This is a genomic window from Kutzneria viridogrisea DSM 43870 (genome assembly GCF_000525635.1).
GTDB classification, from domain to species: domain Bacteria; phylum Actinomycetota; class Actinomycetes; order Mycobacteriales; family Pseudonocardiaceae; genus Kutzneria; species Kutzneria viridogrisea.
The window spans coordinates 7,208,310-7,221,723 of sequence record NZ_CP007155.1 but is presented as its reverse complement, the minus strand read 5'-3'; the positions used below and the strand labels follow the sequence as shown (position 1 = coordinate 7,221,723).

General features: G+C 71.9%; 13 protein-coding genes. 4 read left to right on the top strand and 9 right to left on the bottom strand.

The annotated features are described in order from the left end of the window. Positions 1-12: 12 nt before the first annotated feature. A complete protein-coding gene (locus KALB_RS31555; protein WP_025359673.1) occupies positions 13-687 on the top strand; it encodes a VOC family protein in 675 nt (224 codons plus the stop codon). A gap of 102 nt (positions 688-789) precedes the next feature. Here the strand turns inward: KALB_RS31555 and KALB_RS31550 are convergent, their stop codons facing one another. Continuing rightward, the gene (locus KALB_RS31550; protein ID WP_236650066.1) at positions 790-1,164 is read right to left on the bottom strand and encodes a DUF4406 domain-containing protein; all 375 of its coding nucleotides are present in this window, start codon (positions 1,162-1,164) and stop codon (positions 790-792) included. 50 nt (positions 1,165-1,214) lie between these two features. On the opposite strand from KALB_RS31550, the gene KALB_RS31545 reads away from it, so the two are divergent. Then, positions 1,215-1,973: a DeoR/GlpR family DNA-binding transcription regulator gene (locus KALB_RS31545; RefSeq protein WP_025359671.1), complete on the top strand. Its 759-nt coding sequence runs from the start codon at positions 1,215-1,217 to the stop codon at positions 1,971-1,973. Here the strand turns inward: KALB_RS31545 and KALB_RS31540 are convergent. Next, positions 1,936-3,288: an MFS transporter gene (locus KALB_RS31540; RefSeq protein WP_025359670.1), complete on the bottom strand. Its 1,353-nt coding sequence runs from the start codon at positions 3,286-3,288 to the stop codon at positions 1,936-1,938. The two genes, KALB_RS31545 and KALB_RS31540, sit on opposite strands and share 38 nt — an antisense overlap. Positions 3,289-3,351: 63 nt before the next feature. Next, complete coding sequence (gene dapA, locus KALB_RS31535) at positions 3,352-4,236, bottom strand: 4-hydroxy-tetrahydrodipicolinate synthase (RefSeq protein WP_236650065.1); 885 nt, start codon at positions 4,234-4,236, stop codon at positions 3,352-3,354. Between the two features lie 72 nt (positions 4,237-4,308). On the opposite strand from dapA, the gene KALB_RS31530 reads away from it, so the two are divergent. Continuing rightward, complete coding sequence (locus tag KALB_RS31530) at positions 4,309-5,214, top strand: LysR family transcriptional regulator (protein ID WP_025359668.1); 906 nt, start codon at positions 4,309-4,311, stop codon at positions 5,212-5,214. On the opposite strand, the gene KALB_RS31525 is transcribed toward KALB_RS31530, so the two are convergent. The 4 genes from KALB_RS31525 to KALB_RS31510 form a co-directional block, all read right to left on the bottom strand. Next, positions 5,197-6,300 (bottom strand): S1 family peptidase, encoded by a 1,104-nt coding sequence (locus KALB_RS31525; protein WP_025359667.1) that lies wholly within the window; start codon positions 6,298-6,300, stop codon positions 5,197-5,199. The genes KALB_RS31530 and KALB_RS31525 overlap by 18 nt on opposite strands. Further along, positions 6,297-8,570, bottom strand: coding sequence for an alpha-L-rhamnosidase-related protein (locus KALB_RS31520; RefSeq protein ID WP_025359666.1), 2,274 nt, complete (start codon positions 8,568-8,570; stop codon positions 6,297-6,299). Before KALB_RS31520 ends, KALB_RS31525 begins: the two co-directional genes overlap by 4 nt. A gap of 98 nt (positions 8,571-8,668) precedes the next feature. Then, entirely contained in the window at positions 8,669-9,298 is a 630-nt protein-coding gene (locus KALB_RS31515; protein ID WP_025359665.1) for a nucleoside/nucleotide kinase family protein, read from the bottom strand. Further along, complete coding sequence (locus KALB_RS31510; protein ID WP_030109028.1) at positions 9,295-9,909, bottom strand: mechanosensitive ion channel domain-containing protein; 615 nt, start codon at positions 9,907-9,909, stop codon at positions 9,295-9,297. The genes KALB_RS31515 and KALB_RS31510 overlap by 4 nt, the downstream gene beginning before the upstream one ends. 626 nt (positions 9,910-10,535) lie before the next feature. Here KALB_RS31510 and KALB_RS44450 point away from each other — a divergent pair. Then, the gene (locus KALB_RS44450) at positions 10,536-11,462 is read left to right on the top strand and encodes a YncE family protein (protein WP_025359663.1); all 927 of its coding nucleotides are present in this window, start codon (positions 10,536-10,538) and stop codon (positions 11,460-11,462) included. Here the strand turns inward: KALB_RS44450 and lhpI are convergent. Together lhpI and KALB_RS31495 are read right to left on the bottom strand one after the other, a co-directional pair. Continuing rightward, on the bottom strand, positions 11,447-12,343 hold the full coding sequence (gene lhpI, locus KALB_RS31500) for a bifunctional Delta(1)-pyrroline-2-carboxylate/Delta(1)-piperideine-2-carboxylate reductase (RefSeq protein WP_025359662.1): 897 nt from the start codon (positions 12,341-12,343) through the stop codon (positions 11,447-11,449). The genes KALB_RS44450 and lhpI overlap by 16 nt on opposite strands. 1 nt (position 12,344) lies before the next feature. After that, entirely contained in the window at positions 12,345-13,406 is a 1,062-nt protein-coding gene (locus KALB_RS31495) for a Gfo/Idh/MocA family oxidoreductase (protein ID WP_025359661.1), read from the bottom strand. Positions 13,407-13,414: the final 8 nt, after the last annotated feature.

The following is a 13,414-nucleotide window of genomic DNA, read 5'->3' as shown; positions in this document are numbered from 1 at the left end:
AACGTCCGAGTGGTGTTTCACCTGGACCACATGTGCCTGGGCGTGTCCGACCTGGCCGACGGGGTGCGCCGGTTCCGCGAGGAGACCGGGCTCGGGGTCTACGAGGGCGGGGTGTTCCCCGAGGCCGGGCTCGGCGTGTGGATCGTGCCGCTCGGTGGCGAGGTGTACGCCGAGATCGAGGGCGTGGCGGACCCCGGCCGCGCCGCGCGGGGCGCCGGCGCGTGGATCAGCCGGGCCACCGGCGACGGGCGGGACCGCTGGATGTTCTGGTGCCTGCGCGCCGACACGCTGGAGGAACTCCAGGAGGTCGCCGAACGGCTCGGCGGCCAGGTCAGCTCGATACCCGGCCGGGTGCAGCCCGACGGCACCCGACGAGTGATCACCTCCGCGCCGGGGATCGACCAGAGTTGGCGGCACGGCCTGCCCAACTGGTACTACCGCGCGGACCCGGCGAGCAATCCCGCGCGCGGTGCGGTCACTGGCGGGCGCATCGCCCAGGGCGTCACCTGGCTGGAGGTCGGCGGGGACGAGACGGTGCTGCGCAAGCACCTCGGCGCGGAGACCTTCGACCGGTTGCCGCTGCGCGTGGTGCCGGGAGAGCCGGGACTGCACGCGGTGGCGGTGCGCACGGCTGAGGGCGAGGAGGTCGTGCTGCGGCGGCCCCCGGCGGGTCCGGCCAACTTCTGAGCCCCCGCTCGGCGGGATTCGGCTGCGCCAGAGCGGGATTCGGCTGCGCCAGAGTGGGACTCGCGTGCGGCTGAGCGGGACTCGCGCTCCGGAGGGCGGGACTCAGGCGGGGCGGTAGCCGGGGATGTCCTCGACGCGGTGGTAGACGGGGATGCCGCGCTCGCGGGCGATGGCCACGTCCTGGTCGGCGCCGGTGGACTCGCCGGGCAGGCGCAGTACCGCCGTGCAGTGCTGGAGCAGCCGTTCGGCGGTGGGGTACATGATCTCGCGCGCGACCGGGTCGGCCGGGCCGGTGCCGCCCGCGCCGCGCAGCACGGGCAGGGCCACCCACTCGCCGATCATCGGCACGTGCCCGGCGCGGAAGATCGGCCAGGCGGCCTCCTCCAGCGCGGCGAGGTTGCGGGCCAACAGTTCCGGGTCGTCCCCGGTGCCGGAGCGGTAGGGACCGGCGATCAGGATCAGTTCTGGTTTGTTCACGGTTCCGCACGTTAGTCTGCATGAATCGGATAGAACAAGGAGAAACGTGAATGTTGGCGGCACAGCGACGAGACCTGCTACTTGACAGATTGCGTCAAGATGGGCGGATCATCGCCAAGGACCTGGCGGCCGAGCTGGGCCTGTCCGAGGACAGCATCCGCCGCGACCTGCGCGAGCTGGCGGCGGCGGGCCTGTGCCAGCGGGTGTACGGCGGGGCACTGCCGGTGTCCCCGGCCATCGCCGACCACGCGACCCGCACGGAGGTCGAGGTCCCGGCCAAGCAGCGGGTCGCGGCCAGGGCCGCCGCGCTGATCGAACCCGGCTGCACGGTGGTCCTGGACGGGGGCACGACCGCGCTCGCGGTGGCACGGCAGGTGCCGATCGACCACCCGGCCACGGTCGTGACGCACAGCCCGACCGTGGCGGTGGCCTTCGTGGACCACCCTCGGATCGAGGTGTTCCTGCTCGGCGGGCGGCTGTTCAAGCACTCGCTGGTGACCTGCGGGGCGGCGGCCGTGGAGGCGGCGCAGGGCCTGAACGCCGACCTGTTCCTGCTGGGGGTGACGGGGGTCCACCCCGAGGCCGGGCTGACCACCGGGGACGCCGACGAGGCGGCGATGAAGCGCGCCCTGGCCAGGCACGCGGCCGACACCTACGTGCTGGCCAGCGCGGAGAAGATCGGTGCCGCCTCGCGGTTCTCGGTGCTGCCGGTGACGGAGGTGGCGGGGGTCATCACCGACGTGGGCCCGCAGGACCCGACGGTGCGGCGGCTCACCGAGCGGGGAGTGCCGATCCTGCACGCGCCCTGACCGGGATCAGCGCGCACATCGCCAGCGAGAGCCCGCTGGCCAGCCCGCCCAGCGCGAACGCCGCCACGTAGCCGGACTCCCCGTACGACCCGGCCGAGGCCAGTGCGGTGCACACGGTGCCGCCGATGCTGCCGCCGACGATGCGCGAGATGGTGAGCATGCTCGTCGCCACACCGGTCTGCCCGACGTCCACCGAGGACATGACCCCGGCGTACAGCGCGGTGGACACCAGGGCGCTGCCGGTGCCGATCAGCCCGGTGGCCAGGTACACGTGCCAGGGCGCGGTGTGCAGGAACACCAGCGCGAGGAACCCGCAGCCCATCACCGCCGAGCCGGTCGCGACGATCGGGCGGTGCCCCGTCGCGCGGATCACCCGCCCGGCGAGCGGACTGGCCACGAGCGAACCCACCGCGCCGGGCAGCAGGTACAGGCTGACCTCGGTCACCGTGGCGCCCAGCCCGATGCCGGTGGCCGGGTCCTGGGCCACCATGTTGATCAGCGCGAGCACCGCACCCGTCGCGCCGAACCCTCCTGCCAGCGCCACCACGCAGCTGGTCCACAACTCGCGCCGCCGCATCATACGCATGTCCACGAGCGGGTTCGCGGCACGCAGCTCCACGCGGATCCACAGCGGCAGCAACACGAGCAGCGCGAGGTAGGACACCAGCCCCAGGCCCAGCACGGCGATCAGCAGCGCGCTCAGGAACAGCGCGCCGCCAAGCCAGTCCACACGGGACGGTGTGCGTCCTGGCGGGAAGCCGGGCATGATCCGCCACACCACGAGCAGACCGGCCAGCATCGGCACCAGCGGCAGGCCGAAAACCCCGTGGTAGGACAGGCTTTCCACGATCGGACCGGCAAGCATCTGGCCGAAGGTCGTGGCCACCAGGCTCACCGCGGTGATCACGCCGACCGCGAGTGGGATCCGCTCGGTGGGCAACTGGTCGCGGGTCGCGGCGAAGCACAGCGGGATCATCCCGGCGCCCGCGCCCTGCAACAGTTGCCCGAGCAGCATCACCGGCAGCGAGTTCGCCACCGAGGACACGGCCGCACCGGCGCAGGCGATCCCCAGCACCCACAACAGGATTCGCCTGCGGTCGGCCACCTCGGTCAGCTTGCCCACGATCGGCAGGGCCACCGAGGCCGACACGAGCAGCACCACCAGCAGCAGGCTGCCCGCCTGCGCGGTCAGCCCCAACCGTGCCTGGATGAGCGGGATCGAGGGCACGACCATGCCCTCCAGCAACGAGTACCCCGTCAGCGCCGTGGTCATCGCCACCACGACGATCCCGCCCCGAGCGTGATCGGCTCCCATGCGGCCGACTATCCGCGTGCCCGCCGCCAGCCGGTTCCGCGCGCAGGAGGAAAGCCCCGCCCGCTATTCCTCCGGAACGAGGTTGCCCAGCACGGCGCGGATCTCGGCCACCAGCGGCTCGGTGGCCGGTACCAGCGGCCCGCGCACCGGACCGGCAGGCAGCCCGAGCAGGCCCAACGCCGCCTTGACCGCCACCGCGCCCGGCTCCCTGGTCATGATCGCGCTGAACACCGGCAGCAGCGCCTGGTGCCTGCGTAGGGCCTCGTCGTTGTCGCCCTTGTCGTACGCGTCCAGCATCGCGCGGATCTCGTTGCCCACCACGTGCCCCACGGTGCTGATCGCGCCGACCCCGCCGACCGCGCGCAGCGGCAGGATCAGCTCGTCGTTGCCGCTGTAGTAGCTCAGCCCGCTCTCCGCGATCACCCGTGAGCTGGCCAGCAGGTCCACCTTGCAGTCCTTGACGCCCACGATGCGTGGGTGCTCGGCCAGCCGCAGCAGGGTGTCGGTCTCGATCGCGGTCGCGGTGCGGCCGGGGATGTCGTAGAGCAGCGCGGGCAGCCCCGTGGCGTCCACTGTGGACGTGAAGTGCGCCAGCAGCCCCTCCTGGGTCGGCTTGCTGTAGTACGGGGTGACCACGAGCAGTCCGTGCGCCCCCGCCGACTCCGCCGCGCGGGCCAGTTCCACGGTGTGCCGGGTGGAGTTCGTGCCGACCCCGGCCAGCACCTGCGCGCGGTCGCCCACGGCCTCGACGGTGGCCCGCAGCACGGCGGCCTTCTCCGCGTCGCTGGTGGTCGGCGCCTCGCCGGTGGTGCCGTTGACCACCAGCCCGTCGCAGCCGCCCCGGTCCACCAGGTGCTCGGCGAGCAGGCGCACGCCGTCCAGGTCGACCTCGCCGTGGCGGTCGAACGGGGTGATCATCGCGACGAGGACACGACCGAACGGGCTCATGCTGGTGAGCCTGCCCGGAGGCATCGCAAAGATCCAGTTAGATGTTCTGAGTTAAAGGTTAAGCTGGACTTCGTGTTGGATGTACGACGTCTCCGCCTGCTGCACGCGCTGTCCGTGCACGGCACCGTCACGGCCGCCGCCGAGGCCCTGCACGTGACCAGCCCGGCGGTGTCCCAGCAGCTGGCGGCCCTGGAGCGCGAGGCTGGCGTGACCCTGGTGGAGCGCGAGGGCCGCCGCCTCACCCTGACCAGGGCGGGGCAGGTACTCGTCGCGCACACCCAGCTGGTGCTCGACCAGCTCGCGGCGGCCGAGGCCGACCTGGCCGGGCTGCGCGCGCGAGTCGCGGGATCGGTGCGGGTGGGCGCGTTCGTCACGGCCGCGGCCCGCCTGGTCCCGCCCGCGGTGCGCTCACTGCGCGCCAGCTACGGCGAGGCCGTGGACGTGGTGGTGCACGAGATGGAGCCGGAGGAGTCGCTGCCCGCGCTGCGCCGGGGCGAGATCGACCTCGCGCTGGTGCACGCCTACGACCTGATGCCGCGCGACGTGCCGCCCTCCTGCGAGGTGCACGAACTGCTCACCGAGCAGGTCTACGTGGCGATGCCCACCGACGACCCGCTGGCCGCGCGGGAGCAGGTGGAGCTCGCCGAGCTGGCCGACCGGAAGTGGATCATGCCGAGGACCGACGCGTCCTGCCACGAGATGGCGCAGCGCGCCTGCGGGTCGGCCGGGTTCGTGCCGAGCCCGCAGGCGTACTGCGACGACTTCGGGGTGATGGCGGGACTGGTGGACGCCGGGCTGGGCGTGGCACTGGTGCCCGCGCTGGCCGCCCGCAGGGTGCCCGAGGGCGTGCTGCTCAAGCCGATGGCCCGCCCGGTCCGCCGGGTGGTCAGCGCCGTACTGCGCACCAGGACCGAGGCCCACCCCGCCGTTCGCGTTGTGCTGGAACGGCTTGCCGCGGCCTCAGGCGGTGACCAGTGACACCCCGTAGACCGACAGGATCGGGTTCACCGGCTGGAACCAGGTCTGCCCGCCGGAGGAGCAGTTGCCCCAGCCACCCGAGGTCACGCCCTGGGCCTGGTCCCCGGTGATGAACGAGCCGCCGGAGTCACCCGGCTCGGCGCACACGCTGGTGCCGGTCAGCCCGTGCACCGCGCCCTGCGAGTAGTTCACCGTCTCGTTCTGGTTCTGCACCGTGCCGCAGTGCCAGTGCGTGGTCGAGCCGGAACGGCACACCGAGGTGCCCGACGGGGCCACCCAGGAGCCGCGCACCAGCGCGTCGCTGACCGTGCCCCAGCCCAGCACGACCGGCGCGTTCCACCAGCCGTTCTCGGTGCGGATGAAGGAGTAGTCGTTGCCGGGGAAGGTGGAACCGGCGAAGCGGCCCATGAACGAGTTGTCCCAGCCGACCACCGTGCTGCCCGGCGAGCCGCAGTGCCCGGCGCTGACGAAGCCGCCATGCACGGAGAACCCGATGGAGCAGCGCGTGTTGCCGTTGATGTAGTACGGGTCCCCGCCGACCGTGCCCGCCGAGAACACCTGCGGCCGCGAGTTCTGGTTCTGCTCCACGACAACCGGTCCGGCCTGCTCCGCCGTCGCGAGGAACTGCCGCACCGCGCTGTCCTCGCTGTTGGTGGTGACCACCACGGTGTTGCGCCGCGGGTCGACCCGCCAGCTGCTGACCCCGGCGGGCGCCCGCACCTTGTCCAGCTTCTCCTTGGTGGCGTTGAGCTTGCTCATGCTGTTGGCCACCTTCGTGACCCGCGCGCCGGTGGCCTCGACCGCCGCCGTCCGGCCGGTGTCGGTCACCGCCACGGTCAGCTTGCCGCTGGCCGCGTCGTACCAGGACCCGGCGAAGGCGTCCCCGGCGGCCTTCTCCGCCTGCGGCGCGGTTCTGACCGCCGCCGACTCCTGCACCACTCGTGCCTGCACCTGTTGCGCGGTCAGGCCGAAGTCGCGCTGCATGGCGCTGATCAGCTCGGGAGAGGCCAGCGCGGGTGCCACGCCCAGACCGGCGCACGCGGTCGCGGCCAGCAGGGTGGTGAGTCCTAATCTGATGGTTCTCACAGGGTTCCTCCTCGCAGGGTGTTCGTGCCGCTCCCGAAGCTGTGCGGGGTTCCGGAGGGCAACGTGACGGTGCCGGTCGTGCCCGGCGGCGCGGTGACGGTCAGGGTGAACCCGTCGGAGTCGGTGTGCCAGCTCACGGTGAGCGGCCCGTGCGGGGTGGGCACCTGCCCTCGGGCCCAGGTCACGCCCCCACCCGGGTGCGGGGCCACCGACCAGGTGGCGAATCCCGGGGAGGTCGGGCGCACGCCGAGCAGGTCGTTGGTGAGCGCGGGCAGCACCCCGGTGGACCAGCCGTGCGCCAGTGAGGTGTAGGCGCCCTCGTAAGGCGAACCGCCCGCGCCGATGCCCTCCCAGTCGGTGCTGCCCATCCAGCCGTACAGCCGTTTGATCTCCTCGGCCGCGGAATCCGCCTGCCCGGTAAGGAAACGGGCCTCGATCTCGGGGTAGGAGGTGAAGGCGTAGACGCGCTGCGAGCCGTCGCCGACGAGCGTGTCGTCGTCCATGAACGCGTTGCCCCACGGCCGCGCGGTCCTGGCGGTGAGCAGGTCGAGCGCCGACCTCGCCCGTGCCGGATCGGCCACCCCGCTGGTGATCGCCAGCGCGTTGCCGTCCTGCCCGTGCCGCAGCGGTCCCGTAGATGAGTCCACATAGGACTTGTTCGCCGGGTCCCACAGGTAGGTGTTGATCGCCGCCGACACCGTGTCCGCCCTGTGCTGCCAACGGGTCTGGTCCTCGGCGTGACCCAGCACACCCGCGAGCCGCGCCGCGTCCCGCAGCGCCTGCACGTAGAGCGCGTTGTAGTAGGTGACCTCGCCGGTCCTGGGCAGGAACGCGTAGTCCCCGTAGCCCTCCGGCCTGGCCAGCAGCCCGCGCGCGTTCGTCGTCGACTGGTACCAGTTGTCCAGCAGCCGCACCAGGTTCGGGTAGTACGTGGCGCCGTAGCCGGTGTCCCCGGTGTAGAGCACGTAGTCCCAGCTGGCGGTCGTCCACCACAGCGGGTACTCGAACAGCGGGAGCGTGTAGTTGTTGATCGACGCGGGCGGGATCCAGCCGTCCGCCCGCTGGTGCTCGGCCAGGTCGGCGAGCACGTTCCGGGCCGCGAGCTTGACCTCGTGCGTCAAGTACGCGGTGCGCCCGGACACCGCGAGGTCGCCCACGTACGGGTCCCGGTCGCGCTTGGCCCCGTCGTGCAGCACCAGCTTGCCGCGCAGGGACGGGCTGTCGGCGCCACGCGGGTCCACGTCGGCGGGGCGGAACGTGTCGGTGCACAGCTCGTTGGTGTAGGAGGCGTTGTACCAGAACTGGTTCAGCTGCTGATCCGAGGACTCGAACCAGCCGGTGTAGGTCTCGGGCGTGCCCAGGAACGGCGCGAAGTCCAGCGAGACCGAGCTGATCGCCAGCTCACCCCGGTCCGTGCTGATCTTCAGGTACCGGAAGCCGTGCAGCTCGTTGTCCGACCAGGTTCCCGGCCCGGTCACCGAGTGCGTGTCCACGCCGGGTCCGCCGGAGAAGTCCGAGCGCGCGAAGTCGGAGCGATCGGTCAGGTACTGCGTGCTCTCCGCGAACGCCAGCCGCGCCGTCGGCGCCCCGCTTGCCGCGGAGAACGCCAACTTCGCATAGCCCGCAACAACTTTCCCGAAGTCCAGCACGATGCTCGGCGGATCGGCCGCCAGGCCCGGCAGCACCTCGTTGACACGCGTGAAGATCCCGCGCCCGCCGTCGTTGTCCCGGGTCACGGTGATCCGAACCTGTGTGGTGCTCACCGCCCGCGCGAACGGCACCCTGCGCCGGACCTGCTCGTTGCCGGTCACAGCGGCGGTCTGTCGCCAGGCGGTACCGTCCCAGGTCTCGACGGTGAAATCCCTTGGTGCGCCGTCACTGTTGGACACCAGCGTGATGCCCGGCAGGCTCACCTGGCTCGGCGCGGTGATGGTCAGCGCGTCCGGGTAGGCGTTCTCGGTGTCGTCGTTCCAGAACGAATCCGAATCCCCGTCAACAGCGTTGGCGGGGGAGTAGTCGCGCGGGTTGGGCGCGTGCGTCGAACTGGCGGCCGCGGTCGTGCCGCGCGGCCACACCGGGTCGGCGGCCTTGCGTAGCACCGTCGTGCCGCCACTCGTGCTGACATCGCCAGTGGTGGAGATCGTCGCTACCGGGTGCACGTCCCGGCTGCCCGGAGCGATCACGTAGCGCTGCCAGGACGGGACCTGGCCCTGTGCGGGAACGGCGGTGGCCACCAGTAGTACGGCCACGGCGAGCAGGGGGGTTCGCACGCGGACCTCCAGGCTGTGAGATCGCTCTCACAGTAGGAAGCGCCCCCACTACTGGCAACAAATCCGCACGAACTTGCCCTGTTTTGTCGGTCCTGCGTTCATCCGACCACGAGCGCCGGATGGCGCGGGTCGTCCGCCCTGACCACGATGTCGGCCGCGGAAAGCGGGTCCACCTGCTCGGCGTAGCGCTCGTGCGCGGCCAGCGTCCAGTGCGACTCCGGCTCGGTCCGCCTGCGCAGCGCGGCAGGGGACAGGTGCAGGTGCACCGTCAGGTCGAAGGGCAGCCAGCGGCCCAGCAGCAGCGTGCCGTCCACCACGACCACCCCGCCTTCCGGCACCGGCACGTACGCCGCGCGGCTGGCCCGGTCGGTCTCCGCGTTCCACAACGTCGGCAGCACCTCGCCGCTGCCCGCTTGCTCCAGCGGGTCAAGTACCTCGCGTGCCAGCCCGTCCATGTCGACCCAGTCCTCGTAGTACGAGTCGGGATCGGTCCGCCCCCGCTCGAAGCGCAACGAGGCGGGCCGCAGGAAGTCCCGTGCCGACACGCGCTGCACCGCGCGGCCCCGCAGCCGCAGCGGATCCACCAGCCCGTCCGCCAGGGCCTCGGGCCGTGCCGCGGGCGCGCCGTCCACGAGCACGCGCAGCCGCGAACCCGGTGCTGTGTCGGCGATCCGATCGGCCAGGACCTCGACCAGCGCCTCCGGGGTCAGCGGCCGGACCGCCGTCACGGTTCCTCGACCGCGACCGGGCGCGGGCCCACGCCCGCCGACAGCACCGCGCTGTTGGGCAGCCGCACCAGCCCCGTGTCGGTCTCCACCACCACGTAGACCAGACCCATCTCCAGCACCACACCCTCGTGCGGGCCGCCCAGCGCACCCGAGTGCACGATGATCGCCTCGCCGATGGTGAACGGCCGCGAGATCAGCAGCACCAGCCCCGCGAACAGGTTGCCCAGCGCCTGCTGGCACGCGATGCCCAGCACCACACCGGTCAGCGCCCCGCCGACCAGCAGTTGACCCAGCCCCACGTGCAACATGCCCAGCGCGATCACCGCGCCGAACAGGTAGCCCACGATCGAGATCGCCAGCCGCACCATGCCCGCGTGGCTGACCCCGATCCGGTCCTGTGTGCGCCGCACCACCAGGTTGCCCAGGCTGCGCACCGCCACCACCGAGGTCGCCAGGAACAGCAGCACCCCGACGATCGCCACGACCTTCTCCCAGGCCATCGCGCTGTCGTTGAACTTGCCGAACACCTCGGTCGCCACCACCACGGCGCAGGCCAGCGTGCCCGCTGCCAGACTCCGCTTGGCATCGGCTGACCAGCGAGGACGGGTCATCGCTACTCCCTTCTGCTGTCGCACCGCCGACTCTAGAGATCGTCTCCGGTGGGGCGGGGAGCGGGGAGCGGGGCACCGGCGGCGCGAGCCGCGGCACCGTCGTGAAGGGCACCTTCGGGACGGTGCCGCCGTGGGCCGGGCAGCGTCGCCGATGTCATGAAGGTGCCGTTCAGGACGTTCAGCGTCGTGAAGGGCACCTTTGGGACGTTCAGGCGGCGGGGCGGGGCCTGTGCGCGTCTATCCCGGCTGCGGCACCTTCGGGACGGTGCCGCCGTGGGCCGGGCAGCGTCGCCGATGTCATGAAGGTGCCGTTCAGGACGTTCAGCGTCGTGAAGGGCACCTTTGGGACGTGCTGGGGTGGGGTGGCGGCTCGGCACCGGGTGCCGTGAAGGTGCCGTTCGGGACGTTCAGCGTCGTGAAGGGCACCTTTGGGACGTTCAGGCGGCGGGGCGGGGGAGCGGTCGGGGGTGCCGTGAAGGTGGCTTTCACTGCGCCCAACGCAGTGAAAGCCACCTTCACGGCACACGCACACCTGGGCTCGTTCAGGACCACTGTTGCACCCGGCGCACAGCTGGGTTGAGTACTGTGCGCTGGACGCAGCAGTGGTGGGAAAATAGCGTTGGAACATGCTCATCAGCAGCAATCAACGGGGATCGACGGTCACGGTGCTGGACGACGAGTTGACCGAGGTGGCACGCCTGGCGCTACCGGCGCAGCCGCACGTGCTGGTGCACGATGAGTCGCGGGACCGGCTGTACGCGACGGTCACCTACCGGAACGGGTTCTACGACAAGCACGGGGACCTCGGGCACGAGATCGTGGTGATCGACCCCGGCACGTGGGAGATCACCGAGGTGGTGGACATCGCGCCCTACGCGGGGCCGCACGACCTGGCGCTGGACGGGGACCGGCTGCACGTGGTGTGCGAGTCGCACGGCGGCTGCCTGCTCACGCTGGACCTGAACACCTGGCAGCCCCTGGGCCACGTGCCGACGGGCACGGCGGGGCCGCACTGGCTGGCGCTGACCGGGGACCGGACGAAGGCGTACACGGGCAACAAGGAGGCGGGCTTCGTCTCGGTGCTGGACCTGGTGGACCGGCGCATGGCGGGGCGGATCGCGATGCCGACCGGCTCGGAGGACCTGGAGGTGCGCGGCGACCTGCTCTACGCGGCGGATCGGGCGCGGGCCCTGCTGCACGTGGTCGACACGGGCTCGGACGAGAAGGTCGGCGAGGTCGAGTTGCCGGGCAACCCGCTCCGGGTGCACGTGCTGGCCGACGGCCGGGTGGCGGTGTCCCACTTCCACGCGCACTGGGACTCCGACGAGTCGAGCCCGGATTCGGTCAGCATCGTGGACGTCGAACAGGGCAAGGTGGTCGAGCAGGTCCAGGTGGGGGCTGGGCCGTTGGGCATGACCTCGGCCGGTGCCGACCTGTACGTGAACAACGCGAAGGACGGCACGATGACGGTGATCGACGTCAGGGACTGGCAGGTGCGCGCCACCGTGCCGATGGACGGCGGCGCGCACGAGATCGTCTACCTGGAGCGGTAGGCGAGCACGGCCGCGGCGAGGTCTTCGACGGCGGTGCCCGCGGACTTGAACAGGGTGAGTTCCGCCGGGCTCGTGCGGCCGAGGTGCGCGGCGGTGCACAGGGCGGTGAGGTCGGCGCGGATGTCGGCCAGGCGCAGGGTGCCGTTGGCCAGGGGCTGGCTCAGGTCCCCGGACTCCTCGCAGGCGCCGAAGGTGTCGACGAACACCGAGCTGCGGGCGATGGCCGCGTCGTCGGTCTCGCGCATGTCCGGGCGGAAGCTGCCGATCAGGTCGAGGTGCACGCCCGGCCGCAGCCACTGGCCGAGCACGACCGGCTCGGTGGCCAGCGTGGCGCAGCTGACCACGTCGGCGGCGGCCACCGCGGCGGGCAGGTCGGTGACGACCTCCCCGCCGACCCGCTCGGCCAGTGCCGCGGCGTTGGCGGCGGTGCGCGAGTGCACCAGCACGCGGTCGATCGGCCGCACCGCGCGGTACGCGGCGGGCAGCATGGCGGCCACGGTGCCGCTGCCGATGATCAGCAGGGTGCGCGCGTCGGCGCGGGCGAGGAAGTCCGCGGCCAGCGCGGAGGCCGCCGCGGTCCGCCTGCTGGTGATCGTCGTTCCGTCCAGGTGCGCGAGCGGCTGCCCGGTGTGGTTGTCGAACAGCGTGTAGGTGGCCGCGACGGCGGGCCGCTGGTCCGGGTACACCGTGGCGATCTTGACCCCGCTGTGCTCGGGGCCGAAGGCAGGCATGATCAACATGGTGGAGCCGCCGTCCGGGCCGACCCGGTGCTGCTGCCGTTCGGGCACGGTCACCGCGGACTGGAAACCGGCTCGCAGCGCGGGAACCAGGCGGTCGAACGGCAACAGCTCGGCGGTGCGCTCCGCCCCGATCGTGATCATGTCACGAGCAAACCACAGGCGCGGAGAGTTCAGCAGAGCGTTGGGCTGCGGTGATGAGCTCCAGCGTGGCAGTGGCCGACTCGGGGGTGACGGGCACCTCGCCGATTCCGCGCACGGCATCGCGCATCTGCGCGTAGAACCGCGGGTACGCCCCGGCGTGCGAGGTGATCGTGCGCAGGTCCCCGTCCACTCCGAGCTTGCCGGACAGCTCCGCGGGCTCCACGCCCCAGCCGGGCTCGGTGGGTCGGTGACCCGCCTTGAGTGCGGCCTCCTGGCCGTCCAGCCCGTACTTGGTGAAGGCCGCCCTGTCGCCGAGCACGCGCATGCGCGGTCCGCCCTGCGCGGTGAGCGAGCCCATCCACAGGTGTGAGCGCACCCCGTTGGCGTGGGTCAGCGCGACGAAGGCGTCGTCGTCGACCTGCACGCCCTCGCGGCGGCGGTCCAGCTCGGCGTACACCACGCGGACCGGGCCGAACAGTTGCAGCGCCTGGTCGATCAGGTGCGCGCCGAGGTCGAACAGCACACCCCCGGCCTCCTCGGGGTCGCCGAGCTCACGCCAGCCGGTCTTCGGCTTGGGCACCCAGCGCTCGAACCGGGACTCGAACCGGGTCACGGTGCCCAGTTCGCCCGCGTCGATCAACCCGCGCACGGTCAGGAAGTCGTTGTCCCACCGGCGGTTCTGGAACACCGCGAGCGGCAGGCCGAGCTTGGCGGCGTGCTCGGTCAGCTCGCGGGCCTGCTCCACGGTCGGGGCGAACGGCTTGTCCACCACCACCGGCAGCCCTGCGGCCAGCGCGGCCTTGGCCAGCGGCACGTGGGTGCGGTTCGGGGTGGCCACGACGACCAGGTCCAGTTCCCCCGCACGGGCCCACAGGGCCTCGGCCTCGTCCAGGGCGAGGGCGCCGGGGTGCTCGGCGGCCAGCTTCTCCCGGCGCGCGGGGCTGGCGGTGACCACCGCGGACAGCCGCAGGCCAGGCGTGGCGGCGATGAGCGGGGCGTGGAACACGGCACCGGCGATGCCGTAGCCCAGGAGGCCGACCCTGAGATCCGTGCTTGCGTTCATGCCCCGAG

Bases quoted from the DNA above. Each gene is read 5' to 3' on its own strand.
- dapA (WP_236650065.1), bottom strand. From the start codon at position 4,236: ATGAGCCCGTTCGGTCGTGTCCTCGTCGCGATGATCACCCCGTTCGAC.
- KALB_RS44450 (WP_025359663.1), top strand. From the start codon at position 10,536: ATGCTCATCAGCAGCAATCAACGGGGATCGACGGTCACGGTGCTGGAC.
- KALB_RS31545 (WP_025359671.1), top strand. From the start codon at position 1,215: ATGTTGGCGGCACAGCGACGAGACCTGCTACTTGACAGATTGCGTCAA.
- KALB_RS31495 (WP_025359661.1), bottom strand. From the start codon at position 13,406: ATGAACGCAAGCACGGATCTCAGGGTCGGCCTCCTGGGCTACGGCATC.
- KALB_RS31540 (WP_025359670.1), bottom strand. From the start codon at position 3,288: ATGGGAGCCGATCACGCTCGGGGCGGGATCGTCGTGGTGGCGATGACC.
- KALB_RS31510 (WP_030109028.1), bottom strand. From the start codon at position 9,909: ATGACCCGTCCTCGCTGGTCAGCCGATGCCAAGCGGAGTCTGGCAGCG.
- lhpI (WP_025359662.1), bottom strand. From the start codon at position 12,343: ATGATCACGATCGGGGCGGAGCGCACCGCCGAGCTGTTGCCGTTCGAC.